We start from the raw sequence: 26,829 nt of genomic DNA, 5'->3' as shown, positions 1-26,829 counted from the left end.
ACTTTCCGGTGACAACACCTCCGATTTCCTTGACCGGTGTCGCTCGGCACGGCGAGATTCTTCGCCGCACCCGCCCGTACGCACGGGTTCCGAACCACTGGATGGAACAACCGCATGAAGCAGCCCCCGATCCGACAGCCCCTGATCGTCGGACTGGGCCGTTCCGGGGCCGGGCTGCACCTGCGGGCCCTGCGCACCGCCCTCGACCGCTCGCCGGACGCGTGGCGGGGGCCGGTGGTCGCCGTCGATCCCCGGCCCGGAGAGCGGGCCCCGGTGCCGGACGGGGTCACCGTCACCCCGTCCCTCGAAGAGGCCCGGGAGCTGCTGCCGCCCGACCGGGCCGTCGTCCACGTCTGCACCCCGCCCGCCGGCCGGTCCGCCGTCCTGGCCGAGCTGTGCGGGGCGGGCTACCGCGACCTGATCGTGGAGAAGCCGCTCGCCGCCGACGCCGGGGAGCTGACCGCCGTGACGGAGCTGCGCGCCCGCCACGCCCTCCGCCTCGCGGTGGTGGCCCACTGGCCCGCCTCGGCGCTGGCCGGGCGGCTCCGCGACCTGATCGAATCGGGCGGCCTGGGGCGGCTGCTGCGCGTCGACGTCACCCAGCACAAGCCGCGCTTCGCCCGCTCGCTGGGCGCCGACGACGGGCACCCCACGGCGTTCGACGTGGAGCTGCCGCACTCCCTCGGCCTGGTCCTCTCCCTGGCCGGTCCCGCCGAGCCGACCGGGGCCCGGCTGACCGACCTGCGGATCGGAGGGACGGTGCGCCCGGGGCTCGGCTCCGCGCTCCTGGAGCTGCGGCACGCGAGCGGGGTGCGCACCCGCCTCTTCTCCGACCTGACCTCGCCCGTACGGGAGCGCAGGGCCCTCCTCGCCTTCGAACGCGGCACCGCCGTCGCCCACTTCGCCGCGAGCGACGCCGACGACCACGTCCAGCTCGTCGTGGACGGGCGGCGCGAGGTGTTCCGCGACGACGCGCTGGCCGCGTTCCTGCTCGGGGCCTACACCCGGTTCGCCGGGGCCCCGGCCGACGACCCCTCCTGGGAGGAGGACTTCGCCCTGCACGCCGACGCGGTCCGGCTGCTCGACGCGGCCAAGCGGCGCTGCGCGGAGGAGACCGTCGAGGGCCGGTACGAGGAGGCTCCCCGTGTCGCGGTCCACTGAGTCCCCCGCGTACGCAGAGCACGCCTACTCCCCCGCGTACACCCGTCCCCTCGACCTGACCGGCCGGATCACCGGCATCGGCGACGAGGCCGCCCCCGGCCTGGCCGGGCAGATCGCCGTCGCCCGCGAACTGGGCTGGAATTCGCTGGAGTTGCGCTCCCTGGACGGCACGGCCCTCGCCGACCTGCCCGAGCCGGCCGTACGGGAGGCCGCCGGTCGGCTGCACGCGGCGGGCCTCGGCGTGGTCTGCCTCGACTCCCGGATCGGCAACTGGGCCCGCCCGGTCACCGGCCCCTTCTCCGCCGACCTGGAGGAGCTGGAACGGCTCGCCGCGTACGGCAGGATCCTCGGCTGCCGCAGCCTGCGCGTCATGTCGTGGACCGACGGCGGGCTCCCCGAGGAGGAGTGGGCGGCCGGGGCGATCGACCGGATGCGCCGGCTCGCCCGCCGGGCGGAATCCCTCGGCGTCGAGCTGCTGCACGAGAACTGCGCGGGCTGGGCGGGCTCCGACGCCGCCCGGACGCTCCGGCTCCTCGCCGAGGTGGACAGCCCGGCGCTGCGCGTCCTGTTCGACACCGGAAACGGCGTCCCGTACGGGTACGACGCCCACGCCCTCCTCGCAGAGCTGCTGCCGTACGTCGCCCACGTGCACGTCAAGGACGCGCTGCCCGGCGACCGGCCCGGCGAGGCCGTCTACACCCTGCCCGGCGAGGGCACCGCCCGGGTCGCCGACTGCGTACGCCTGCTGGAGGAGTACGGCTACCGGGGCGCGTACTCACTGGAACCGCACCTGGCGGTGGTCCCGCACGAGGGGGTGCGGGGCGAGGACGCGGCCGGTCCCTTCGTACGGGCGGCCCGCCGCCTGGCGGCCCTGCCGCTTCCCGCCCCGACCGCCGTCCCGGAGACCCCGGCGCGCCCCGCCGTCGACACGGGCCTGCTGCTGCATCTACTGCACACGCCCACCGCCGGGCCGCTGGAGACCGGCCCCGGCGCGCCTCGTCTGACGGCCGCCGCCCTGCGGTCGTACGCGACGGCGGCGCAGCGGCTCGGGTTCGGGGCCGTGCGCCTCGGCGCCCCGGACCCCTCGGCGGTCCTGCGCGAGGACACCCCGGCGCCCGTGCGGCGCGCGGTCGCCGCCGACCCGGCGTTCCTGGCGGACCAGCCGAGCCTGGTGCTGCGGCTGGGGCCCGAACTTCCCCGGGAGCGCACGGTGATGTTCAACGTGCACCTGGACACCGTCGCCGGCGGCGAGCCCCCCGCGTTCGACGGGACCCGGTTCACCGGCCGGGGCGCGGTGGACGCGAAGGGGCCCGCGGTGGCGCTGCTCGCCGGTGTCGCGGCCGCCGCCCGGGCCCGCCCGGACATCGGCCGGGACGTCGCGGTGCTCGTACAGGCGGTGGCGGGCGAGGAGGGCGGGGCGCTCGGCACCTTCGGCACCCGGCCGCTCGTGGAGGCGGGGTGGACGGGCCGGCTCAACGTGTTCTGCGAGCCGACCGGCCTGCGCCACCTGCCCCGCGCGACCGCCGCCGCCACCGCCCGGATCACGGTCGCCGGCGAGGACGCCGTGGACGACCGGCCGGAGGCCGGGCACAACGCCACCGTCCTGCTCGGCTTCCTCGCCCAGCACCTCGCGGCCGCCCTCGGCCGGGACGCGTCCGGCGCACCGCCGTTCACGGTCTGCGTGGCGGGGCTGCACACCGGCACCCTGCACAACAAGGTGCACGGCACCGGCAGCCTGCTGCTCAACCTGGCGTACGCGACCGCGGAGGCCGGGGCCGCCGCCGAGCGGGCGCTCGTCCGGGCCCTCGACGCGGGACTGCGGGAGTTCACCGCCCGGTTCTCCGGCACGCCGCCGTTCGCGCGGACCGCCGAAGACGCCGCCCGGATCACCCGCCTGGAGTGGGAGAAGCACGGCCTGCCCGCGCTCGGCCCCCAGCCGGAGTGGGGCGACAAGCTCTTCGCGGAGGCGGGCGTCGACCGGTGGCCGGACGACGAACCGGCCTTCACCTGCGACGCGATCTGGGCGGAGGGCCTGCCGGACTCCTTCACCACGGTGTTCGGACCGGGCTCCCTCGACGCCAACCGGGCCCACGCGGCGGGCGAGTTCGTCGACCTGGCCGACCTGGAGGCGTTCGCGGACCGCACCGCCGCGCTGCTCACCGCCTTCGCCGACGACGTACGGCGGCGGGACGAGGCCCGTCACCCCGTGCCCGCACCCACGCCCGTACCGACCGACCTCACCGAGAAAGCAGGAACCGCATGACGTCCACGCTGCCCGACGGCGCCGCACCCCGGAGCGACGTACGGAGGGAGGTGACGGTCCCGTACGAGACGCTGCTCGGCGAGACCGCCACCTGTTTCGTACGGCTCGGGGTCCCGGAGGCCCGGGCCCGGCTCGCCGCCGAAGCCCTCTGCTACGGCGACCTGACCGGCATGGACTCGCACGGCGTGTTCAACCTGGGCCGGCTCTACCGGCCGCTCCTGGAGTCCGGCGGCGCCGACCCGGCCGCCGAGCCGGAGGTCCTGCGCGACCTGGGGGCCTGCGTGCTCCTGGACCACCGGCGGGCGCTCGGCCTGTGGGCCGCGTCGGAGGCGATGGACCTCGCGGCGGAACGGGCGGCCCGCCACGGCATCGGCCTGGTGTCGGTGCGGGGCGCCACCCACTTCGGCTGCGCGGGCGTCCACGCGCGGCGGGCCGCCGACCGGGGCATGATCGGCGTGGTGGCCTCCAACTGCGGCGGCCAGCGCATCGCCCGTCCGCCGCTCGGCGCGGCGGCCCTGCTCGGGACCAATCCGCTGAGCGTGGCGGCCCCGGCGGCCGAGGGGCGCCCGTTCGTCCTCGACATGAGCACCACCGTCGTCCCCACCGGACGGGTCCGCACGGCCGCCCGGGACGGGCGCGAGGCCCCCGAGGGCTGGCTCACCGACGACGCCGGGCGCCCGGTGCGGGACGCGTCCGCGTACGACCGGGGCGAGGCCTGGCTCGGCTGGCTGGGCGGCACCCCGGCGACCGGCGCGTTCAAGGGGTTCGGCCTCGGGCTCGCCGTGGAACTCCTTGCCGCCCTGCTGCCCGGGGCGGCCACCGGGCCCGCCCCGGCAGCCCTGGAGGGGGACGGCAGGCCGGGCGGCAGCGACGACGACATCGGCTTCCTCGTCCTGGCGGTCGCCCCCGACGCGCTGCGCGACGGCTTCGCCGGGGACGCCCGGGAGATGTTCGGGACGGTACTGGACTGTCCTCCGCTCCCGGGCGGGGAGCCGGTCCGCTACCCGGGGCACCCGGAGGCCGAGCGCGCCGAGGAGCGGCGCGCCTCGGGCGTTCCGCTGCCCGCCCCGCTGCACGCCGAACTGACCGCTCTCGGCCTGCGCCTCCCGGCCGCCGCGACGGTCCCGGACCCACGGCTCCCGGTCACCGCGACCGCCCCGGCCACCGGGGAGGAGAGCCGATGACGCCGGCCGGCGGAGACGGCGGCGCGGCACCGCACACCGAGGACGGCCGGCCCCTGCGCCTGGGGATCGCCGGGCTCGGGGTGATCTCCCGCTTCTACCTGGCGGCGGCCGAGCGGCTGCCCGGGTGGGAGGTGGCCGCGGTCTGCGACCTGCGCGAGGAGGCCCTCGCCCCGCACCGCGGCCGGGTCGCCTGCCACACCGACCACCGGGTCCTGCTCGCCGCCGGGGGCCTGGACGCCCTGGTCGTGGCGGTGCCCAACCACGCGCACGCGGAGGTGTGCGCGGACGCGCTGCGGGCCGGCGTCCCGGTGTGCGTGGAGAAGCCGCTCGCCCTGGACCCGGCGGACGGGCGGCGGCTCGCCGCGCTGTCCCGGGAGCACGGCGTCCCCCTCTTCACGGCGTTCCACCGCCGCTACAACGACCGCGTCCTGGACCTCCTGGACCGGCTTCCCCCGCCGGGCGGCCAGGTGCGGGTGGAGTCCGTGCGGGTGCGGTACCTGGAGCGGATCGAGGAGCACATCGGCGCGGACACCTGGTACCTGGACCCGGCCCGCTGCGGCGGCGGCTGCGTCGCGGACAACGGGCCCAACGCCTTCGACCTGGTACGGCTGGTCCTTGGCGAGCGGCCTTCGGAGGTCGTCGCCGCCGAGGTGGTCCGGGACGCTTCCGGCACCGACCGGCAGGCCGTGGTCGAGCTGGCCGGTCCGGACGGGCGGGGACGGGGCCGGGTGGAGCTGGACTGGTCGTACCCCGGGGAGGTGAAGGACGTGCTCGTACGCCTCGACGACGGCACCGAGCTGTACGCGGACATGCTGGACGGCCGCCCCGGCTTCAAGGAGTCGCTGTGGCACGAGTACGAGGGCGTCCTGCGCGACCTCGCCCGGCTGCGCTCCCTGCCCGACCCCTCCCGGGCCGTCGAGGGCGGCCTCGCCGCGCTCGAACTGGTCGCCGCCGTGTACGCGGCGGAGGCGGCGGCGCCCGGCCCGCCCCGGCCCCGTACCCCTCACGAGCCGAACGAACCGCACAGGCCGCGTGAACCGCACGAGCCGCGCGCCGTCCGTCGATCGGAGTCCCGATGACCTCCTCCCCCGCGCTCCCCGCGGCCCCGCCCTCCCTCGACTCCGGGCTGCACGAGAACGGCGCCAAGCGGGCGGTGCGCGGAACCCTGGTGAAGGTGCTGCTGCACGAACGCACCGACCGGGGCATGGAGTTGGAGCCGTTCGCGGCCCGCTGTGTGCGCCGGGGCGAGGTGCACGAGCTGCTGACCACCGACCGGTGGACCGACGAGCCGGGCGCCCGGGTGGACCGGGTCGGCTTCCTCGGCTTCGTGGAGCTGGACCTCGGCGGGGTCGTGGACCGGGGGGACACGGTCCTGATCGGCGGGGAGCCGGTGGGGACCGTACTCGGTTTCGACGGCTGCCACCTGCCCAACCACTACAACATCGTGATCCACGCGCCCCGGCTGCTGACCGGCCGGTCCCTGGCGCTCGCGCCGGAGACCCCGGTGGTCTTCACGCCCGCCGACTGACGACGCGGCACACCACGACGGCCGGCCGGCGCCCCTGGAGGGGACGCCGGCCGGCCGCTGTCGGGTCAGGCGCCGGTCTCAGCCGAGCAGCTCGACGTCGAGCTCACCGAGGTGGAACTTGCGTACGGCGGCGAGCAGTTCCTGCTCGGACAGGGTGCCGTCGCCGTCGGCGTCGATCTGCTTGAAGGCCTCGCGGGCCTGCGCCTCGCCGAGGCCGAGGGCCTTGAGCCAGGTGGCGAACTCGGTGCCGTCGATGACGCCGTCGCCGTTGCGGTCGGCCAGGCCGACGATGCCCTTGGCGACCGGGGAGAACACCGGGTCGAAGGTGGCGGCGCCACCCTGGACGACCTCACCGGCGGCCTGGAGGAACTGCGCGCGGTCGATCGAGCCCTGCGGCGCGACGCCCGCCCGACGGGCCAGCTCCTCGAACATGGCGACGAAGCCGTCGCGCAGCGCGGTGGCCTTCGGCGACTCGGGGGACTCGCCGAACGCACGGGCGATGCCGGCGGCCTCGGCGGTGAAGTCCGAGGGCTCCAGCAGGCCGTTGCCGTCCGCGTCCCACTTGTCGAAACGCTTCGACAGGCGCTCCTGGGCGACGTTGTCGATGGCCATGGTCATGGGTCGTTCTCCTTGTTTCTTTCCTCGTGTGACGTCCGGACGGCGTCCGGACGCGCTTGTCCCGCGGCCGGGACGCGCGGGCGCGTCCCGGGCCGGGAGTCCGTGGGGGCGCGGTGCGGCGTCAGAGGCGCACCACGCGCCGGCCCTCCGCCGTTCCCCGGGTGTCGAGGACCGGGCAGGCGGCCCGGTCCCAGTCGACCTCCCGGTAGGCGGAGTGGTCCTGGAGCAGCACCACCAGGTCGCTGTCGGCGAGGGCCCGTTCCGGCGACGGCTGCCGGGGCACGGGGTCGCCGTCCACCTCGAACCGCTCGACGTGCGGGTCGTGGTGGGCGAGCCGGGCCCCGAGGGCGCGCAGGGCGCGGGCCACGGGGTAGGCGGGCGACTCCCTGGTGTCGGCGACGTCGGCCTTGTAGGCGACGCCGAGCAGCGTCACCCGGGCCCGCGCGGGGTCCTTGCCCGTGGCGGCGAGCAGGTCGCGGGCGCGCCCCGCGACGTGCTCCGGCATCGCGTCGAGCACGGCGCGGGCGGCGCCCAGGGTGTGGAAGGTGAAGCCCTGTTCGGCGGCGCGGGTCATCAGGTAGCGGGGGTCGACGGGGATGCAGTGGCCGCCGACGCCGGGGCCTGGGCGGAACGCGGAGAACCCGAAGGGCTTGGTGTCCGCGCAGCGCAGCACGTCCCAGATGTCGATGCCGACCCGGTCGCAGTAGACCGCGGCCTCGTTGACCAGGGCGATGTTCACGTACCGGTAGGCGTTCTCCAGGATCTTGGCCATCTCCGCCTCCCGGGTCCCGGCGGCGACGACGACCTCGTCCACGAGGCGTTCGTAGAAGGCGGCGGCGTGCTTGGCGCAGAGTTCGGTGGAGCCGCTGACGACCTTCGGCGTGGTGCGCAGGGTGTGGTGGCGGTTGCCGGGGTCGATGCGCTCGGGCGAGTACGCCAGGTGGAAGTCCTCGCCGGCGCGCAGCCCGCTCGCTTCGAGGAGGGGCCGGACGATCTCCTCCGTGGTCCCCGGGTGGCTGGTGGACTCGACGCAGACCAGCGTGCCCGGTTCGAGGTGGCGGGCGACGGTCCGGACGGCCGCGAGCAGCGGTTCCAGGTCCGGTTCGCCGGCCGGGGTGAGGCCGGTCGGCACGCAGACGACGACGGTGTGGGCGCCGGCGAGGACGCCGGGGTCGGTGCTCGCGCGGAAGCCCGCGGCCCGCATCGCCCCGACGTCCGCGTCGTGGACGTCCCCGATGTGGGAGCGGCCCCCCTCCAGGCCCGCGACGACGGCGGCGTCGATGTCGTGGCCGACGGTCGTCAGGCCCGCCTCGCAGGCCCGGCGGGCCAGCGGGAGACCGACGTAGCCGAGGCCGACCACGGCGAGTTCTGTGAACATGTTTCCCCCATGTGTCCGGTGTGGGTTCCCTCGTGATCCGGTCCGTCAGGTGCGGGAGCCGCTGCGGACGGGGGCGAGGACGACGAGGGAACGGCGCAAGAGAGTTCTCCGTGAACGGGGGCGGGCCCGTCGAAGGGCCTCTGCCGCAAAGGAAGTTGAATCAGGGATTCCGCTTGCTGGTGACAGGATTGCACGCGTTTCGACGCCTTGGCGCCATAGATGAACCATTTCGCCTGGACGAGTGAAATCATCTGCTTCGTTCGGCGAAAACCGTGGCACCCGGTGGCGTATCGACGCCAAGGGCGGCCGCCGCGCGGGCGGCGGCGGTGCGGCGGCAGACCTTGCCGGTGGGGCGCAGCGGCATCCGGTCGAGGACGAGCAGGTACTCGGGGAACTTCCGCCGCTCCAGGCCCCGGGCGGCGAGGTGCGCGGTCACGTCGCCCAGCGCGGGCGCGGGCGCCCCGGGCACCGGCCGTACGCAGGCGCACAGCCGCTCCCCGAACTCCTCGTCCGGCACCGGTACGCAGACCGCCTCCGCGATCCCCGGATGGGTGCCCAGCTCCTGTTCCACCTCGGCCGGGCTGATGGTGTGGCCGCCCCGGATCACCACGTTCCTGAGCCGTCCGAGGACCTGCAGCCGCCCCTTCCCGTCGAGCGCCCCCAGGTCGCCGGTGCGGACCCAGCCGTCGGCGGTGCGGTAGCGGGCGTCGAGGTCGGGGGCGGCCACGTAGCAGAGCGGGGTCATGGGGCCCTTGGCCTGGATCTCCCCGGGTTCCCCGGTGTCCGCCGGGGTGCCGTCGGGCCGGACGATCCGGAGGACGGCCACGGCGGGGTCGGGGGTGCCCGCCGTGTCCCCGGCGGGGGCGCCTGGGGCGGCGGTGTGGCAGTTGACGCCGTCCGACGAGCCGTACACGGTGACGACCGGTACGCCGAACCGCTCGAGGCAGGCGGCCGCGGTGGAGGCGGGGAGCGCGGCGCCGCTGGAGACCACGGCCCGCAGCGACGAGGTGTCCTCGCCCGGGAGGCGCGGCAGGTCCGCCATCCGCCGCAGCATGGTCGGCACCCCGAAGAGGTGCGTGGGCCGGTGCTCGACGGTCGCCCGGAGCGCGTCGGCGGCGTCGAACCGCCCGCGCACGATCAGGGTCCCCCCGAGCGCCGCGAGCCCGACCGGAACGCCCAGGGAGCCGTACGAGGAGGCGAGCGGGACGAGAACGAGGAGCCGGGGCGGCGCGACCGGGGGCTCGGGCTCCGCCGAAGGGCCGGGAACGACCGGGAATCCGGGCGGGGTCGCGGGGCCGGCCGGGGAGCCGGTGAAGGCCGGGGCGCCGGCACGGGCCGAAGAGTCGGCGGGGGTCCTGGGCCCAGTACGGGCCGGAGCGTCGGCGAGGGCTCGTACGTAGGCGGCTCGGCCGCCCGCCATGGCCTGGTGGCTGTAGGCGATCATCTTCGGTTCGGTCTCGGAGCCGGAGGAGACCAGGATGCGGGCCGGGGCGGTGGACTCGGCGGGCGGGCCGGACGGGCGGAACGGTCCGTCCTCCGGTGCGCGGTCCAGTCGCCGCACCCCGGGCGCGGCGTCCGGGCCGGTCGTGAACACCGCTCGTAACCAGGGGAGTTCAGCTGTCGCCGCGAGGTCCTCGGATTCGCTCAGTACGGCTCCGCCCGCCCGGGAGCGGGCGAGGAGCGAGAGGGTGTCCCGGACGCCGCCGCCGAGCGGGTACGGCAGGGCGACCGCGCCGAGGGCGTAGACGGCCAGTTCCGCCGCCGCCGCGAGGCGCCCGTTGGGGAGCCGGAGCGCGATCACGTCCCGGGGGCCGAGCCCCGCCTCCGCGAACAGGCCCGCGACGCGCAGCACTTCCGCGTACAGCTCGCCGTAGGAGAGGGCCCCCCGCTCGTCCACCACCGCGTCGCGGCCGGGGGCGGCGAGCGCGTGTTCCCGGAAGAGGGTGAAGAGGTCGGCGTCGGGACAGAGGCCCCGGGCCTCCCAGGCCGCGCGGTCGGCGCGGGGGACCCTGTCGGGTAACTCCAGGCCGTTGCGGGAGCGCCAGGGGGCCCGGTGGGTGGTGGGGGCCGTGGTCATCGGATCTCCTCCGTGAACTCCCAGGGCGCGGCGGGACGCGCGTACGGGAGGCGCTCGTCCGGCGGCAGGACGGCGCGGGCGAAGGCCGGGTCCGTCGCGAGGTCCGCCAGGTCGGTGCGGACGGCGACGGACGGCAGTCCGGCCGCCCGCAGCTCGGCCAGCCACGCGTCCGTCGTACGGGCCCGCAGCCGCTCCCCCGCCGTGGCGGGTCCGGTGGCACCGACGGTCCGGGCCACCTCCCGGGGCAGGGCCCGCGCCTCGGCCCCCAGGTACAGCAGTCCGTCGGCGGTGGGCAGCGGGCGGTCCAGCGGGGAGAGGGCCGTGCGCCGGCCGGGGCGCGGGACCAGGGCCGCCGCGGAGAGCAGCGACGACGCGGCCCGGCAGCCCCGGCCGGTCTCCTGGCGCGCGAGGAGGCCGGCGAGCACGGCCTGGGCGAGGACCAGGCCGCCGAGCACGTCGGTGACGGTCATCAGGGAGGGCGCGGGCGGCTCCCCGGCGGGGCGCAGCGCGGCGGCGAGGCCGCCGTGGACCTGGGCCAGGTAGTCGGTGCCGATCGGCGGGACGGGGCCGAGGGCGGTGCCGAAGCCGGAGGCGGAGGCGTACACCAGACGGGGGTTGACGGCGTGCAGCGCGTCGGCGTCGAGGCGGAGGGCCCCGGCCTTGCCGGGGGCCCAGTTGTGCAGGAAGACGTCGGCGCGGGAGACCAGTTCGCGTACGGTCTCCCGGCCCGGGCGGGTGGTGAGGTCGGCCTCGGTCACGGACTTGCCGTGGTTGAGCGCGGAGAAGCGGACCGAGCAGCCCCCGGCGACCGGGGGCAGGCCGCGCATGGGGTCGCCGCCGGGGGGTTCGACGCGGACGACCTCGGCGCCGAGCAGCCGCAGCACGTGCCCGGCCACGGGTCCCTGGACGCGGCGGGCGGACTCGACCACCCGCAGGCCGGCCAGCGGCAGGGCGCCCGGGTCGGCCGGGGCCGGGGGACGCGGAAACAGGGCGTACGGGTCGGCCGGGGCCGGGGAGTACGGAGGCCGACCGGCGGGAGGGGCCGGTGCGAGGGTCCAGGGGGCGAGGCCGGGCGGGGCCGTCGTCGCCTCCCCGATCGCGGCGACCGACACGCCGTGCTCGGCGCCCGCCCGCCGTACGGCCTCCAGGGGGTGGGCCCGTACGACGGCGCGGAGTTCCGGGGGCAGGGGGCAGACGGCCGTGCCGAAGCGGGTCTGGAAGGGCTGCCAGCCGCGTCCCGCCGTCCTGGGCGGCACGCCGAGCCGGTGCCAGAACCCGGCCCAGGCCTCGGGGTCGAGCGTCTCGATCTCGACGCGTACGGCGTCGGCGGTGGTGAGGGTGGCGAGCCCCGTCCCGTCGTCCGTGACCCGGGTCCCCGTGCCGTCGTCCGCGGTGGCGGCGGCGAGGTACTGGGTGACGGTGAGGAGCGCCCCCTGGGCGAGCGAGGTGCGGGTCCGCAGCGGCGGGCGGCCCCGGCGGCGGGCGAGGAGGGCCGCCGTGGCGCCCTGGGCGACGAGGACGCCGGTCACCGTGGAGACGTAGTCGGCGGCGAGCGGCGCGGGGGCGCCGGTGGCCCGGCCGTGCACGTGCATGACGCCGCAGGCGGCCTGCACCGCGCGCTCGTCGCCCGCGTCGACGCCGACCGGCCCTGCGCCGCCGACCTCCCAGACGGTGGGGACCCGGTCGGGCAGGCCGTCGAGCGTGCGGTCGAGCAGGTCCCCGGCCACCGCCCGGGCGGTGCGGGTGGCGGCGGGCGGCGTCCGGGGCCCGGCCTCCTGGTACGGGCTCATGTGCGCCGACCGCCTTCCCCGCCTCGCTGCATCGCGCCCTCTCCCGGCGTCGGAACGATCTTTCCGCCGGAAGAACAGCGGGAGGGCGACCGGGGGCACGGCGGCGACGGCGCTTCATCCCCACCGGGGAGGGTTCGCAGGGTTGTTCAACGGGACGGGCGGGTCCGGGCGTGTCCCGGGCGGACTCCCGCGCGTCGCGTCGCGTCCCCCGTCGTCCGGCGGCCGTACTGTCGGAACCCCGTCACCGAGGAGGCTTTCCGATGCGCAGAGTGACCTATTCCATGGGCGTCTCCCTGGACGGCTACATCGTCGGGCCGGACGGCGGCTTCGACTGGTCGGGGCCCGACGAGGAGGTCTTCCGCTTCTGGATCGAGGACATCCGGGGGGTCGGCGTCCATCTGATGGGGCGGCGGCTGTACGAGACGATGCTGTACTGGGAGACCGCCGACCAGGACCCGTCGCTCGACGCCCCGACGCGCGAGTGGATCTCGCTCTGGAATCCGCTCCCGAAGGTGGTGTTCTCCACCACCCTGACGGAGGTGCGGGGCAACGCCCGGCTGGCCTCCGGGAGCGTGGCGGAGGAGATCGAGCGGCTGCGGGCCGAGCCCGGGGAGGGCGAGATCGCGATCGGGGGCGCGACGCTGGCGGCCGAGGCGGCCTCGGCGGGGCTGATCGACGAGTACCGGGCCATGGTCCATCCGGTGCTGGTCGGCGGCGGCATCCCGTTCTTCCCCCGGGACGAACGGCGGGTGGACCTCGAACTCGTGGAGACCCGTACCTTCGGGGCGAAGGTCGTCTACCTCCGCCACCGCGTGGTGCGCTGAGGAGCCCCGTCCGCCGGACCGCGGCCGCGATGTCGGACCGTCGAAGTATTGTTCCCGCCATCGCCCACCGACCGTGAGGAACAAGAGCATTGTCCGGCCTGTCCGCTTTCCCGCTGCCCTTCCAGACCTCCCGCTCCATACCGTTCGCGACGCCCCGGACGCTGCGGGAACTCCAGATGATCGAGTGCAGCGCGCACATCCGGGAGAAGCCGGACTGGTTCGAGAAGATGAACGACCCCGAGATCGCCGCCCGGTGGTCGCGGGAGGCGGTCGCACAGGGGCTCACCGAGGCGCAGGTCCGCTATGTCCTCGCCGAGCTCGCGCACTACGCCGCGCTGCGGGACGGGCGGACCGGCGTCGAGGTGTCCGGCGTCGACGGCGTGTGGCAGTCGGACGCGCTGGTGGACGACGGGCTGCGGTCCCGGCTGCGCGAGGCGGTCCGGGTCCTGGAGGAGGTCCCGGAGGCGGAGAGGGACTGGCACCCCGGATCGGACGGCCAGGTCCTCGACCTGGTGCACCCTTCGCTGTTCTGCCTGGTGAGGGACGTGAGCGGGGGTCCGGAGGAGGCCTGGCGGAACCCGACGAACAGCTACTCGAAGCACGAGTTCTCGGAGCGGTTCCAGTGGCTTCCCACGGACGTCGAGGTCGATGAGGAAGGCGGCGCCGCCTTCCTCTCGTACGTCAACAACCTGCACCCCGAGGCCCATCGCGAGCTGGCCGCCGTGCTGCCGGAGCTGTTCGCGCGCTTCCGCCCGCTGTTCGAGAACGTGCTGACCGATCTGCGCCACCCCCGGCCCCCGCGGGTCGAGGCCGACCCCTACGGGTGGTACGGCTCGAAGCCGGAGTACCCGCGCAAGGACTCCTACGGTGACGCCGAGGCGCACCGCGAAGCCCTCAATGCGTGGGAGGAGGCCTACGAGGCCTGGTGGGAGAACCGCCGCCCGGTCGTCCCGGACGCCCCGGACTTCACCCCGCCCGCGCTGCCCGACGCGTCCGCCCGGGTCGACCTGCGGGGCCGACGCCTCCAGGTGATCGTCAAGCTCGCCACGATCCACCTGACGCCGGAGGAGCCCGAGTACGCCGGTGGTTCCTGGCACGTCGAGGGGATGCTGAACGAGCGGATCGTCTCGACCGGCCTCTTCTACTGGGACAGCGAGAACATCACCGAGAGCCGGCTGGGCTTCCGGACGGCGCTCGACGACCCGGACTACGAGCAGAACGACGACGACGGCCTGCGCGAGGTCTACGGCCTGGAGGACGAGGACGCGCTGAACCAGGTGCTGGGGTCGGTGGCGACCCCGGCGGGCCGCTGCCTGGCGTTTCCGAACGTCCTCCAGCACCGCGTCGCCCCGTTCCGCCTCGCGGACCCCGCCCGCCCGGGGCACCGCAAGATCCTCGCGTTCTTCCTGGTGGACCCGTCGGAGCGGATCGTCTCGACGTCCGACGTGCCGCCGCAGCAGCCGTGGTCCGACACCTCGACCATGACGCGCGCGCAGGCCGAGGGGTACCGCGAGGAGCTGATGAAGGAGCGCAAGTTCTTCGTGGACGAGCACAACGAGCAGCTGTACGAGCGCGAGTTCTCCCTCTGCGAGCACTGAGCGTCGCGGCGACCCCGGCTCAGGGGGCCTCCTGGTCGCGGCGGCCGGTGGGCGGCCGGCGGCTGCCCGCGCGGTACGGGTCGGGCCAGGGGGCCGCCGGGCCCTCGTAGCCCTGTTCGGCCGCCGCGTGGAGGGTCCAGTGGGGGTCGTAGAGGTGGGGGCGGGCGAGGGCGCAGAGGTCGGCGCGGCCCGCCAGGAGCAGGGAGTTGACGTCGTCCCAGGAGGAGATCGCGCCGACCGCGATCACGGGGACGCCGGTCTCGTTGCGGATGCGGTCGGCGTACGGGGTCTGGTAGGAGCGGCCGTACGCGGGGGTCTCGTGGGGGACGACCTGGCCGGTGGAGACGTCGATGGCGTCGGCGCCGTGCGCGGCGAGCGCGCGGGCGGTCGCGACGGCGTCCTCGGCGGTCGTGCCGCCCTCGGCCCAGTCGGTGGCCGAGATGCGGACGGTCAGGGGCCGGTCGTCGGGCCAGGCCTCCCGTACCGCGTCGAGGACTTCGAGGGGGAAGCGGAGGCGTCCTTCGAGGTCGCCGCCGTAGGCGTCGGTGCGGTGGTTGGTGAGCGGGGAGAGGAAGCCGGAGAGCAGGTAGCCGTGGGCGGCGTGGAGTTCGAGGAGGTCGAAGCCGCTGCGGGCGGCGCGCCGGGCGGCGACCGTGAACTCCTCGCGGACGGCGGCGAGTCCGGCGCGGTCGAGGGCGGCCGGGGTCTGGTTGACGCCGGGCCGGTACGGGAGGGGTGAGGCGGCGACGAGGGGCCAGTTGCCCTCGGGCAGCGGCCGGTCGATCCCCTCCCACATGCGCCGGGTGGAGCCCTTGCGGCCGGAGTGGCCGAGCTGGACTCCGATCGCGGTGCCGGGCGCGCTGGTGTGGACGAAGTCGGTGACGCGGCTCCAGGCGGCGGCCTGTTCGTCGGTCCAGAGGCCGGTGCAGCCGGGGGTGATGCGGCCGGTGGGGCTGACGCAGACCATCTCGGTCATGACGAGTCCGGCGCCGCCGAGGGCCCGGGAGCCCAGGTGGACGAGGTGGAAGTCGCCGGGGACGCCGTTCTCCGCGACGTACAGGTCCATGGGGGAGACCACGATCCGGTTGCGCAGGGTCAGGCCGCGCAGCCGGAAGGGGGTGAACATGGGCGGGGTGCCGGGCGGGCAGCCGAAGTCGTCCTCGACGGCGGCGGTGAGGGCCGGGTCGCGCAGGCGCAGGTTGGCGTGGGTGACGCGGCGGCTGCGGGTGAGGAGGTCGAAGGCGAAGCGGCGGGGCGGGCGGTCGGCGCGGCCCGCCAGCTCCTCGAACCAGTGCAGGCTGGCGGCGGCCGCGCGCTGGGTGGAGGCGACGGCGGGGCGGCGCCCGGCCTCGTAGGCGGCCAGGGCGTCGGCCGTGGTGCGGTGCGCGTCGAGGCCGTCGGCGAGGGCGAGGGCGTCCTCGACGGCCAGTTTGGTGCCGGAGCCGATGGAGAAGTGCGCGGTGTGGGCGGCGTCGCCGATGAGGACGGTGTTGCCGTACGACCAGTGCTCGTTGACGACCGTGCGGAAGGCGGTCCAGGCGGAGTTGTTGGCGCGCAGCTTCCGGCCGCCGAGCGCCCCGGCGAAGAGTTCGGCGCAGCGGGCGGTGGACGCGGCCTCGTCCAGGGTGTGGAGGCCGGCGGCGCGCCAGACCTCCTCGCGGGCCTCGACGATGACGGTGGAGGAGCCGGACGCGTAGGGGTAGGCGTGGAGTTGCAGCACGCCGTGCTCGGTCTCGGCGGTCTCGAAGCGGAAGGCGTCGAGGGCGAAGTCGGCGGCGAGCCAGATGTAGCGGCAGCGGTGGGTGGTGATCCGGGGGCGGAAGTGCGCGGCGTACGTCTCGCGGGTGCGGCTGTGGACGCCGTCGGCGGCGACGACCAGGTCGTGGGCGGCGGCGAGTGCGGCGGGGGGCGGGGCCTCGGCGCGGAAGCGGAGCCGTACGCCGAGGTCGGCGCAGCGGGCGTGCAGGAGCTCCAGGAGCCGGCGGCGGCCGAGGGCGGCGAAGGCGTGGCCGGTGGAGGTGGTGCGCCGGCCCCGGTGGACGATGTCGATGTCGTCCCAGCGGACGAGTTCGCGGTCGAGCGCCGCGTACGCGACGGGGTCGGCGTCCCGGATGCCGCCGAGGGTCTCGTCGGAGAGGACGACGCCGAAGCCGAAGGTGTCGGTGGGCGCGTTCCGCTCCCAGACGGTGACCTCGCGCCGGGGGTCGCGCCGTTTGAGCAGGGCGGCGGCGTAGAGCCCGCCGGGGCCGCCGCCGACGACGGCGATGCGGGAGGGGGACGGGGGGCGGGGTCTGCCCCGGGCCCCTCGCGCGGTTACCGGCCCCGCCATTTCGGGGGCCTCTTCTCGGTGAAGGCGGCGTGGAACTCGGCGTAGTCCTCGCCGTGCATCAGGAGGGCCTGGGTGGCCGCGTCCAGTTCGACCGAGGCGGCCAGGGGCATGTCGAGTTCGGCGGTGAGCAGGGCCTTGGTCTGGGCGAGGGCGAGGGCGGGGCCGTCCGCGAGGCGGCGGGCGAGGGCGGCGGCGCGGGCGTCGGCGGCTCCCTCCTCGGTGAGCTCGCTCAGGAGGCCGATGCGTTCGGCCTCGGCGGCGTGGACGTGCTCGCCGAGCATGAGGAGCCGGGTGGCGTGGCCGAGGCCGACGACCCGGGGCAGCAGGTAGGCCGCGCCCATGTCGCCGCCGGAGAGGCCGACCCGGGTGAAGAGGAAGGCGAAGCGGGTGGTGGGGTCGGCGATCCGGAAGTCGGCGGCGAGGGCCAGGACCGCCCCGGCGCCCGCGGCGACGCCGTGGAGGGCGGCGACGACGGGGAAGGGGCATTCGCGCAGGGCGCGGACGACCTGGCCGGTCATCCGGTTGAAGTCGAGGAGCCGGGCGGTGTCGAGGGCGAGGGTGGCGCCGATGATCTCGTCCACGTCGCCGCCGGAGCAGAAGCCGCGGCCCTCGCCGCCGAGGACGAGGGCGCGGACGGTCCGCTCGCGGGAGAGCTCGGCGAGGAGGTCGCGCAGGTCGGCGTAGGCGCCGAAGGTGAGGGCGTTGAGCTTCGCGGGCCGGGCGAGGGTGACGGTGGCGACGCCCTCGTCGATGTCCAGGCGCAGGTGGCGCCAGCGGGTGGTGCGGGGCGCGGAGCCGGTGAAGGGACTCATCCGGAACGGCCTCCTTCCTCCGCGTCGGAGCGTATCACCGTAATGTGACTGTCGTCACGAGTACGCGATAGGAGGTCGCCCGGTGGTGCCCCTACCGCGCGGCGAGCCGCGAGTTGCGGCGGCCGTAGACCGCGTACAGCAGTGCGCCCGCCACCAGGAAGACCGCGAACTGGAGCCAGGTCGTCCAGCCCGTGCCCCAGATCAGGTACAGGCAGAAGCCGATGCCGAGCACCGGGCTCAGCGGGAAGAGCGGCACCCGGAAGGAGCGCGGCAGCTCGGGGGCGCGGCGGCGCAGCACCATCACCGCGAGGTTGACGACCGCCATGACGGCCAGGGTGCCGATGGTGGTCAGGTCGACCACCACGTCGAGCGGGGCGAAGGCGGCCGGCACCGCGAAGACGGCGGCGACGATCCAGGTGTTGGCGACGGGGGTCGAGGTCTTCGGGGAGACCCGCTCGAAGACCCGGGGGACGAGCCCGTCGCGGGACATCGACATCAGGATGCGGGTCTGGCCGTACATCACCGCGAGGACGACGGAGGCGATGGCGACGACCGCGCCGAAGGCGACGATCCCGCCGCCGACCGACGAGCCGGTGACCTCGTCCACGACGACCGAGAGGGCGGCCGGGCTGTTCGCGACGGCGTCGGCGCCGATCGCCCCGATCGCGGAGAGGGCGACCGCGCAGTAGAGCAGGGTGACGATCCCGATGCAGACGAGGATGGCGATCGGGATGTTGCGGCGCGGGTTCTTCACCTCCTCGCCGGCCGTGGTGATCGCGTCGAAGCCGATGTACGAGAAGAAGGCCACGGAGGCGCCGGCGGTGATGCCGGCGGCGCCGCTGCCCGTGAACGGCGAGAGGTGCCCGTCCTGGAAGGCGGAGAAGCCGATGGCGCAGAAGACGACCAGGATGCCGATCTTGAGGACGGCCATGGCGGCGGTCGCCCGGGCGCTCTCGCGGACCCCGCGCACGAGCAGGGTGGCGGCGAGCAGGATCACGACCACGGCGGGCAGGTTGACCACGCCGCCCTCGCCGGGCCCGGCGGAGAGCGCGGCGGGCAGCTGCCAGCCGGTCAGGCTCTCCAGGAGCTCGTTGAGGTACTGGCTCCAGCCGACCGCGACGGCGGAGACGGACACGCCGTACTCCAGGAGCAGGCACCAGCCGACGAGGAAGGCGGCGCGCTCGCCGAGGCTCGCGTAGGCGAAGGAGTACGAGGAGCCGGAGACCGGGATCGCGCTGCCCAGCTCCGCGAAGGAGAAGGCGGTGAAGACGCAGGTGATCGCGGCGAGGACGAAGGAGACCACGACCGCGGGGCCGGCCTCGGCGACGCTGTCGGAGAGGCCGACGAAGATGCCGGTGCCCACGATCGCGCCGACGCCGAAGCAGATGAGCTGGAAGAGGCCCATGGTGCGCTTGAGGCCGTGGCCTTCGAGGTCGGCGCCGGACTCGGCGATGAGCTGCTGCGGCGTCTTGATCCGCGGGGCGGACGGGGGCATGCGGGGGTTCTCGTTTCTGGTGCGGACACACGTGAGGGGGGTCCGGGCTTACCCGCCCGGACCCCCCTGAACCGTGCGATCGTAAACCGCACCGTGCATATTCACCCAATCGGGCGCAATGCTATGACCCGGCCTCGACCCCGGTACCGACACCCGTTCCGGTCCCGGCGATCGTGGCGACCAGGACCGCCTTGATGGTGTGCATCCGGTTCTCGGCCTGGTCGAAGACGACCGAGTGCGCCGACTCGAAGACCTCGTCGGAGACCTCCAGCTCGGTCAGGCCGTGCCGGGCGTGGATGTCGCGGCCGACGGCGGTGCCCAGGTCGTGGAAGGCGGGCAGGCAGTGCAGGAACCGGACGTCCGGGTTCCCGGTGGCGCGCAGCACGTCCATGGTCACGGAGTACGGGGCGAGGGCGGCGATCCGCTCGTCCCAGACCTCCTTGGGCTCGCCCATGGAGACCCACACGTCGGTGGCCACGAAGTCGGCGCCCCGGACCCCCTCGGCCACGTCCTCGGTGAGGGTGACGACGGCGCCGCTCTTCTCGGCGAGCTCGCGGGCCCGCTCGACGACCTCCTCGGCCGGCCAGTACGTCTTCGGGGCGACGATCCGGACGTCCATGCCGAGCAGGGCGCCGGTGACCAGGTAGGAGTTGCCCATGTTGAAGCGGGCGTCGCCGAGATAGGCGAAGGAGACCGCGTCCAGCGGCTTGTCCGTGTGCTCGGTCACGGTGAGCACGTCGGCGAGCATCTGCGTGGGGTGCCAGTCGTCGGTGAGGCCGTTGAAGACGGGCACGCCCGCGAAGGCGGCCAGCTCCTCGACGGCGGCCTGGCTGTCCCCCCGGTACTCGATGCCGTCGAACATCCGGCCGAGGACGCGGGCCGTGTCCTTGACGGACTCCTTGTGGCCCATCTGGGAGCCCGAGGGGTCCAGGTAGGTCGTGGAGGCGCCCTGGTCCGCGGCGGCGACCTCGAAGGCGCAGCGGGTGCGGGTCGAGGTCTTCTCGAAGATCAGGGCGATGTTCCGGCCGCGCAGCCGCCGCACCTCCGCGCCCGCCTTCTTGGCGGCCTTGAGCTCGGCGGCGAGCGCGACCAGACCGCGGAACTCCTCGGCGGTGAAGTCCAGCTCCTTGAGGAAGTGGCGGCCGATGAGGTCTGTGGCCATGGGTCGCGCTCCTGTGGGTACGGTCGGGGACGGCGATCGGGGACGACGATCGGGGACCCTGGAAGTCTATACGCACTTCAACATTTATATACAGCCCCCTCCCGTACGGAGGCCGGGCCGCCCGGTGGTCCCCCGCGCCCCTCAGACGGCGTCCCGCTCCACCGGACAGCTCATGCAGCGCGGGCCGCCCCTCCCCCGGCCCAGCTCGCTGCCGGGGATCTCGATCACCTCGATGCCCTGCTTGCGCAGGTGCGTGTTGGTGGTGGCGTTCCGCTCGTACGCGACGACCACCCCCGGCTCCACGGCGAGCACGTTGCACCCGTCGTCCCACTGCTCGCGCTCGGCCGCGTGCACGTCCTGGGTGGCGGTGAGGACCCGGATCTCCGGCAGCCCCAGGGCCGACGCGATCGCGTCGTGCATCCGCTCCGGCGGGTGGTCGGTCACCCGCAGCGGCTGCCCCTCGTCCCCGGGCTCGATCGTGTACGAGCGGAGCATGCCGAGCCCCGCGTACTGGGTGAACGTGTCCTGGTCCACCATCGTCATCACCGTGTCCAGGTGCATGAACGCGCGCCGCTTCGGCATGTCGAGCGCGACGATCGTGCGCGCCGAACCGGCCGCGAACATGCCCCGGGCCAGCATCTCCACCGCCTGCGGGGTGGTGCGCTCGCTCATCCCGATGAGCACGGCGCCGTTGCCGATGACCAGGACGTCGCCGCCCTCGATCGTCGACGGGTAGTCCGCCTGCCCCTCCGACCAGTGGTGGAAGGGGCCCGCCTCGGGCCCGGTGAAGAGCGGGTGGTGCTTGTAGATCGCCTCGAAGTGGACCGTCTCGCGCTGCCGGGCCGGCCAGCGCATGGCGTTGATGGAGACGCCGTCGTAGATCCAGGCCGAGGTGTCCCGGGTGAAGAGGTGGTTGGGCAGCGGGCCGAGGAGGAAGTCGTCCAGGTCGAGGGCGTGGAAGCGGACCGAGGTCGGCTCCCGGTGCGCCGCCAGGAACTCCCGCTTCGTCATCCCGCCGACGAGCACCTCGCCGAGCGCGACGGCGTCGAGCGAGTCGAAGGCCGCCCGGAGGTGGTCGGCGGCGAGCGGACCGTACTCCTTCTCGTCGAAGACCCGGTCCAGGACGAGCGCGCGGGCGGCCGGCACCTTGAGCGACTCGCTCAGGAGGTCCGCGAAGAGGTGCACCTCCACCCCCCGGTCGCGCAGCACGTCGGCGAAGCCGTCGTGCTCCTGCCGGGCCCGCCGCACCCAGAGGACGTCGTCGAAGAGGAGGGCGTCCTTGTTGGTCGGGGTGAGCCGCTTCAGCTCCAGATCGGGGCGGTGGAGGATGACGCGGCGCAGCCGCCCGGTCTCGGAATCGACATGGAATCCCATGGGTCCATCCTGACGGAGGGGGACCCGCGCGGCCCGTGTTTCGGCACGGGAGGGGGCGCGGGTGCGGTCACGGTGGGCGCGGTGCGGCGGGTGCGGCCGTGGCCGACGCGTGCGGCGCGGTACGGCGACGGCGCGTGCGGCGGTACGGCTTCCTCCCCGGTCCGGGGCGTCGGGCCGTCCCCCCCGCGACGGCCCGACGCCGGTCCGTGGCCCCCGCCGTCAGCCCACCGGTCTGCCGTACGGCTCCGGCAGTGGCGGCGCGGTCCTGCGCGGCACGTGGAACCAGGCGGTCCCGTCGGTCCCGTCGGCCGCCCCGGACCGGACGCGGGCCGGCCGGTAGTGGGCCGGTTCCACGTACCGCCCGCCCTCGGCGACCACGTTCCCGTACAGCCAGTCGGAGACGACGACGAGGAGGTCGACGTCGGGCGCCTCCGCCATGATCCGCCGGGCCGGGGCGCTGTCGCAGAGCCGGGTGGCGCGGTCGACCGCGCGCCCGACGAGCCCGTGCCCCTCCCCCCGGCCGCCCCGGGCGACGGGCCCGGCGTCCATGCCGATCCGCAGCCGCAGCCGCCGGTCGCGGCCCGTGTTGTGGGCGCGCAGGCTCTCGTGGAGGGTGTCGATCCACCGTCCGACCATGAGGGACGGCGGCGTACCGGGGCGCAGCGCGGCGAGGACGCCGTCGCCCCGGTCCTCCTGGTGGTACGTGCCGGGTTCGACGCCGACGGAGCCGTACGCCTCGTCGAAGGCGGCGTACAGCGCCGCGCGGTGCGGTTCCCTCCCGGCCGCGTCCGGGCACCCGGAGCCGCAGACGCCGCCGAAGACGACGAACCGGTGGATCCCGCCCACGACTCCGTCCGCCGCCCCGTTCGCTCCCGCACTGCTCACTCGGACTCCCTCGCGATGCCCCGCCACCGGCCGGAGGGGCACGTCGTCCGCCTTTTCGAACAAGGGGATTGACGTTCCGTCACGTGACGGGGTGATGAACGCTAGGGGGTGCGGAAGAAACGCGTCAACGAGCACGGGGGGCGCAGGGGAGCGCCGTTTCCGGCACCCCTGCGCCCCTGTCGCGGGCCCGTGCGCCCCCTGTCCCGGAGGCTGTACGTCGCCGCCCCGGACCCCGTGCGTCGCCGGGCCCGCGAGGTCGGGGCCCGGGTCGGAGGCCCGGCCCGGAGCTTCGGGTCAGAGCCTCGGGTCCACCGGCTCCGATTCCAGGGCGAGGACCGCGAAGACGGCCTCGTGGACCCGCCAGAGCGGTTCGCCGTCCGCGAGCCGGTCGAGCGCCTCCAGGCCGAGCGCGTACTCGCGCAGGGCGAGGGACCGCTTGTGGCCGAGGAAGCGCTGCCGCAGCCGCTCCAGGTTCTCCGGGCGGGTGTACTCGGGGCCGTAGATGATCCGCAGGTACTCCCGGCCCCGGACCTTCACGCCCGGCTGGACGAGCCGGCCCTTGGCGTCGCGGACGAGCGCGGCGAGCGGCTTGACGACCATGCCCTCGCCGCCCGCGCCGGTCAGCTCCAGCCACCAGTCGGTGCCGGCGCGGACCGAGGCCTCGTCGCCCGTGTCCACGACGAGCCGGCGGGTGACCTGGAGCAGCCCGGTGGGGTCGTGCTCCACGAGCCGGTCGAGCCACGCGAGCTGTTCGTCGTGCGGCACGGCCGCGAGCGAGCGCCCGCGCGCCGCCAGGAGCTGGAAGGGCGCGAACCGCACCCCCTCCAGGCCCTCGGTCGGCCAGCAGTAACGACGGTAGGCGGCCGTGAAGGCCTCCGCGTCCGCCGTCCGCTCCCGCTGCCGGTCGAGCAGTCCGTCGAGCCCTTCGACCCCGCGCTCCACCGCCCGTCGCAGGGCGTCGACCGCGCCGGGCAGCACGGCGCCCGAGGCGGCGCCGACCGCCGCGTACTGGGCGCGGAGCAGACCGGCCGACTTGAGCGACCACGGCATCAGCTCGCCGTCGAGCAGCAGCCAGTCCGTGTCGAGTTCCTCCCAGAGCCCGGCGGCGCCGATCGCCGCCCGCAGCCGTGCGAGGACCTCCTCGGTGACGGCGGGGTCGTCGAAGAAGGGGCGTCCGGTACGGGTGTGCAGGGCGCCCGTCACCCCGTCGGCGCCGAAGCGCTCGCGGGCCGCGTCGGCGTCCCGGCAGACCAGGGCCACGGCCCGGGAGCCCATGTGCTTCTCCTCGCACACGACCCGTTCGACGCCGTCGGTCCGGTACTGGGCGAAGGCCTCGGCCGGGTGCTCCAGGTAGCCGTCCTCCTTGGAGGTGGCGGTCGGCGCCATCGTCGGCGGCAGGTGGGCGAGCAGGCGCGGATCGACCGCGAACCGGCTCATGACCTCCAGGGCCGCCGCCGCGTTCTCCTCGCGCACGGCGACGTTGCCGTGGTGCCGGGTCTCGACGGTCCGCCGCCCGTGCACGTCGGCCAGGTCCAGGGGGCGTCCCTGGTGCCCGCCGGGCGCGTCGGTCGCGAGCGGCCGGGCCGGCTCGTACCAGACCCGCTCGGCCGGCACGTCGACCAGTTCGCGCTCGGGCCAGCGCAGCGCGGTCATCCTCCCGCCGAAGACGGCTCCGGTGTCGAGGCAGAGGGTGTTGTTGATCCAGGAGGTGTTCGGCACGGGGGTGTGCCCGTAGACGACGGTGGCCCGGCCCCGGTACTCCTCCGCCCACGGGTAGCGCACGGGCAGCCCGAACTCGTCGGTCTCGCCGGTGGTGTCCCCGTACAGCGCGTGCGAGCGCACCCGGCCGGAGGTGCGGCCGTGGTACTTCTCCGGCAGTCCGGCGTGGCAGACGACGAGGTCGCCGCCGTCGAGGACGTAGTGGCTGACGAGCCCGTCGATGAACTTCTCCACCTCGGCCCGGAACTCCGCGCTCTCGCCCTCCAGCTGCTCGATGGTCTCGGCGAGTCCGTGGGTCCGCTGGACCTTGCGGCCCTTCAGCCAGCGGCCGAGCTTGTTCTCGTGGTTGCCGGGGACGCACAGGGCGTCGCCGGAGGCCACCATGGACATCACGCGGCGCAGGACGCCCGGGGAGTCGGGCCCCCGGTCGACCAGGTCGCCGACGAAGACGGCCGTGCGCCCCTCGGGGTGGCGGCCGTCGACGTAGCCGAGCCTGCCGAGCAGGGTCTCCAGCTCGGAGCTGCATCCGTGGACGTCGCCGACGATGTCGAAGGGGCCGGTGAGGTGGCGCAGGTCGTTGAAGCGGCGCTCCCGGACGACCTCGGCGGCCTCGACCTCCTCGACGGAGCGCAGCACGTGGACCTTGCGGAAGCCCTCGCGCTCCAGGCCGCGCAGGGAGCGCCGCAGCTCGCGGCGGTGGCGCTGGATGACGTGCGCGGGCATGTCGGCCCGGTCGGGGCGGGCCGCGTTGCGCTCGCGGCACACCTGCTCGGGCAGGTCGAGGACGATCGCGATCGGCAGCACGTCGTACGTCCTGGCCAGCTGCACGAGTTGGCGCCGGGCCTCCTGCTGCACGTTGGTGGCGTCGACCACGGTGAGCCGGCCGGCGGCCAGGCGCTTGCCGGCGATGTAGTGGAGGACGTCGAAGGCGTCCCGGCTGGCGGACTGGTCGTTCTCGTCGTCGGCGACGAGCCCCCGGCAGAAGTCGGAGGAGACGACCTCGGTCGGCTTGAAGTGGCGCCGGGCGAAGGTGGACTTGCCGGAGCCGGTGGCGCCGACGAGCACGACGAGGGAGAGGTCGGTGACGGGCAGGGTCCGGCGGCCGGTGGTGGTGTCGGTGGTGCCCTCGATGACGGTGGTCATGCCTGCCCCTCCTTCTCGTTCTTGTCGGTGTTCTCGTCGTTTCCGGTGGTGGTGCGGGTGAAGACGGCCATCTGGGTGGGCGGGCCGACCTCGGGGTCGTCGGGGCCGACGGGGACGAACCCGGTCTCGTACCCGTACTCCCCCGCCACCCGGGCCGCCCAGCTCCGGAACTCCTCGCGGGTCCACTCGAAGCGGTGGTCGCTGTGCCGGACGCGCCCGGCGGGCAGGGTCTCCCAGCGCACGTTGTACTCGACGTTCGGCGTGGTCACGAGGACCGTGCGGGGCCGGGCCGAGCCGAACACCGCGTACTCCAGGGCCGGCAGCCTCGGCAGGTCCAGGTGCTCGATCACCTCGCTGAGCACGGCCGCGTCGTAGCCGGACAGCCGCTTGTCGGTGTACGCGAGGGAGCCCTGGACCAGTTTCACGCGGGCGGCCTGCCGCTCCCCCATGCGGTCGAGCCGCAGCCGGCGCGCGGCGACGGTCAGGGCGCGGACGGACACGTCGACGCCGACGACCTCGGTGAAGCGCGGGTCCTTGAGCAGGGCCTGCACCAGCTGGCCCTGTCCGCAGCCCAGGTCGAGTACGCGCGCCGCCCCGGCCTCCGCCAGCGCGGACAGGATCGCGTCCCGCCGCTGCTGGGCGAGCGGCACCGGGCGTTCCTCGGTGTCGGTGGTCTCGTCCACGGCGTTGTCGACGTCCTCGACGTCCAGGCCCTCGGCCTCGGCGAGCCGGACCAGTTCGAGCCGTTCCGTCGCCTCCCGGGCCAGGCCCCGACGGCGGGAGAGGTAGCGCTCGGTGATCAGCTTCCGCTCGGGGTGTCCGGCGAGCCAGCCGTCACCGGCGCGCAGCAGCTTGTCGACCTCGTCGGGCGCGACCCAGTAGTGCTTGGCGTCGTCGAGGACGGGCAGCAGGACGTACAGGTGGTTGAGGGCGTCCGCGAGCCGCAGCTCGCCCTCCAGGACGAGCCGCACGTACCGCGAGTCGCCCCACTCGGGGAACTCGGCGTCCAGCGCGACCGGTTCGGCCGCCACCACGGACCAGCCCAGCGGGCCGAACAGCGCGCGCACCAGCGCGGCGCCGCCCCGGGCGGGGAGCGCGGGGACCTCGATCCGCAGCGGCAGCGGCGCGGCGGCCCGCTCGGGCATCGCCTTGCAGTCGCCGTGCAGCGCGGTCTTGAAGACCTTGGCGAGCGCGACGGCGAGCAGCGAGGACGCGGCGTAGGGCCGGTCGTTCACGTACTGCGCGAGCGCGGGGTCCGGGGCGCCGCCCCGGCCCTTGCCCTTGCCGCGGCGCACGAGCGCCACGGGGTCCACCTCCAGGAGGAGCGCCGCCGTGCACCGCTCGGCGCTCGCCTCGGGATAGAGGACGTGCGCGGTGCCGTGCGAGGTCGAGAACGACTGCGCCCGCTCGGGATGCTTGTGCAGCAGGAATCCGAGGTCGGTCGCGGGTCGCTCCGGGGTGCCGGTCGTACTGATCGTCAGGAACACGT

General features: G+C 74.9%; 19 protein-coding genes. 7 read left to right on the top strand and 12 right to left on the bottom strand.

Translation table 11 applies throughout. From position 1 onward, the window contains the following. The first annotated feature begins 114 nt into the window (after positions 1–114). The 5 genes from CP977_RS26365 to CP977_RS26345 are packed head-to-tail and all read left to right on the top strand — an operon-like array spanning position 115 to position 6,136. On the top strand, positions 115–1,161 hold the full coding sequence (locus tag CP977_RS26365; RefSeq protein WP_204116694.1) for a Gfo/Idh/MocA family protein: 1,047 nt from the start codon (positions 115–117) through the stop codon (positions 1,159–1,161). Further along, on the top strand, positions 1,145–3,424 hold the full coding sequence (locus CP977_RS35365; protein ID WP_308017214.1) for a M20/M25/M40 family metallo-hydrolase: 2,280 nt from the start codon (positions 1,145–1,147) through the stop codon (positions 3,422–3,424). The genes CP977_RS26365 and CP977_RS35365 overlap by 17 nt, the downstream gene beginning before the upstream one ends. Next, positions 3,421–4,608 (top strand): Ldh family oxidoreductase, encoded by a 1,188-nt coding sequence (locus CP977_RS26355; RefSeq protein ID WP_152370916.1) that lies wholly within the window; start codon positions 3,421–3,423, stop codon positions 4,606–4,608. Before CP977_RS35365 ends, CP977_RS26355 begins: the two co-directional genes overlap by 4 nt. After that, a complete protein-coding gene (locus tag CP977_RS26350) occupies positions 4,605–5,687 on the top strand; it encodes a Gfo/Idh/MocA family protein (protein ID WP_152370915.1) in 1,083 nt (360 codons plus the stop codon). Before CP977_RS26355 ends, CP977_RS26350 begins: the two co-directional genes overlap by 4 nt. Next, a complete protein-coding gene (locus tag CP977_RS26345) occupies positions 5,684–6,136 on the top strand; it encodes a DUF6917 domain-containing protein (protein WP_062751757.1) in 453 nt (150 codons plus the stop codon). Before CP977_RS26350 ends, CP977_RS26345 begins: the two co-directional genes overlap by 4 nt. A 78-nt stretch (positions 6,137–6,214) precedes the next feature. Here the strand turns inward: CP977_RS26345 and CP977_RS26340 are convergent, their stop codons facing one another. The 4 genes from CP977_RS26340 to CP977_RS26325 form a co-directional block, all read right to left on the bottom strand. Then, positions 6,215–6,754, bottom strand: coding sequence for an EF-hand domain-containing protein (locus CP977_RS26340; protein ID WP_062751759.1), 540 nt, complete (start codon positions 6,752–6,754; stop codon positions 6,215–6,217). A 121-nt stretch (positions 6,755–6,875) separates the two neighbouring features. Then, positions 6,876–8,132 carry a nucleotide sugar dehydrogenase gene (locus tag CP977_RS26335; RefSeq protein WP_062751761.1) on the bottom strand — a complete coding sequence of 419 codons (1,257 nt, stop codon included), beginning with the start codon at positions 8,130–8,132 and terminating at the stop codon, positions 6,876–6,878. Between the two features lie 247 nt (positions 8,133–8,379). Next, entirely contained in the window at positions 8,380–10,209 is a 1,830-nt protein-coding gene (locus tag CP977_RS26330; protein WP_152370914.1) for a class I adenylate-forming enzyme family protein, read from the bottom strand. After that, on the bottom strand, positions 10,206–11,999 hold the full coding sequence (locus CP977_RS26325) for a CoA transferase (RefSeq protein ID WP_152370913.1): 1,794 nt from the start codon (positions 11,997–11,999) through the stop codon (positions 10,206–10,208). The genes CP977_RS26330 and CP977_RS26325 overlap by 4 nt, the downstream gene beginning before the upstream one ends. 260 nt (positions 12,000–12,259) lie before the next feature. Here CP977_RS26325 and CP977_RS26320 point away from each other — a divergent pair, with 260 nt between their 5' ends. Continuing rightward, positions 12,260–12,823, top strand: a complete 564-nt coding sequence (locus tag CP977_RS26320) for a dihydrofolate reductase family protein (protein ID WP_109184209.1) — start codon at positions 12,260–12,262, stop codon at positions 12,821–12,823. An 89-nt stretch (positions 12,824–12,912) separates the two neighbouring features. After that, a complete protein-coding gene (locus tag CP977_RS26315) occupies positions 12,913–14,421 on the top strand; it encodes a DUF4246 domain-containing protein (protein ID WP_062751767.1) in 1,509 nt (502 codons plus the stop codon). 19 nt (positions 14,422–14,440) lie between these two features. Here CP977_RS26315 and CP977_RS26310 read toward each other — a convergent pair whose 3' ends face one another. From CP977_RS26310 to CP977_RS26275, 8 genes are all read right to left on the bottom strand, one after another. Beyond that, positions 14,441–16,750 carry a bifunctional salicylyl-CoA 5-hydroxylase/oxidoreductase gene (locus CP977_RS26310; RefSeq protein ID WP_062751769.1) on the bottom strand — a complete coding sequence of 770 codons (2,310 nt, stop codon included), beginning with the start codon at positions 16,748–16,750 and terminating at the stop codon, positions 14,441–14,443. Continuing rightward, the gene (locus CP977_RS26305; RefSeq protein WP_062751771.1) at positions 16,735–17,562 is read right to left on the bottom strand and encodes an enoyl-CoA hydratase family protein; all 828 of its coding nucleotides are present in this window, start codon (positions 17,560–17,562) and stop codon (positions 16,735–16,737) included. Before CP977_RS26305 ends, CP977_RS26310 begins: the two co-directional genes overlap by 16 nt. Positions 17,563–17,653: 91 nt before the next feature. Further along, positions 17,654–19,057 carry an amino acid permease gene (locus CP977_RS26300; RefSeq protein WP_152370912.1) on the bottom strand — a complete coding sequence of 468 codons (1,404 nt, stop codon included), beginning with the start codon at positions 19,055–19,057 and terminating at the stop codon, positions 17,654–17,656. 121 nt (positions 19,058–19,178) lie between these two features. Next, on the bottom strand, positions 19,179–20,219 hold the full coding sequence (gene argF / locus CP977_RS26295) for an ornithine carbamoyltransferase (RefSeq protein ID WP_109184206.1): 1,041 nt from the start codon (positions 20,217–20,219) through the stop codon (positions 19,179–19,181). Between the two features lie 141 nt (positions 20,220–20,360). Further along, a complete protein-coding gene (locus CP977_RS26290) occupies positions 20,361–21,593 on the bottom strand; it encodes an arginine deiminase (RefSeq protein ID WP_062751776.1) in 1,233 nt (410 codons plus the stop codon). 219 nt (positions 21,594–21,812) lie between these two features. Further along, positions 21,813–22,478, bottom strand: coding sequence for a nucleotidyl cyclase domain-containing protein (locus CP977_RS26285; protein WP_183953359.1), 666 nt, complete (start codon positions 22,476–22,478; stop codon positions 21,813–21,815). A 294-nt stretch (positions 22,479–22,772) separates the two neighbouring features. Continuing rightward, positions 22,773–25,340, bottom strand: a complete 2,568-nt coding sequence (locus tag CP977_RS26280) for a polynucleotide kinase-phosphatase (protein ID WP_062751780.1) — start codon at positions 25,338–25,340, stop codon at positions 22,773–22,775. After that, complete coding sequence (locus CP977_RS26275) at positions 25,337–26,827, bottom strand: 3' terminal RNA ribose 2'-O-methyltransferase Hen1 (protein WP_152370911.1); 1,491 nt, start codon at positions 26,825–26,827, stop codon at positions 25,337–25,339. The genes CP977_RS26280 and CP977_RS26275 overlap by 4 nt, the downstream gene beginning before the upstream one ends. Positions 26,828–26,829: the final 2 nt, after the last annotated feature.

This window comes from Streptomyces cinereoruber (assembly GCF_009299385.1).
GTDB classification, from domain to species: domain Bacteria; phylum Actinomycetota; class Actinomycetes; order Streptomycetales; family Streptomycetaceae; genus Streptomyces; species Streptomyces bikiniensis.
Note: the sequence above shows the minus strand (reverse complement) of the source record. Positions and strands in the feature narration are given on the sequence as shown.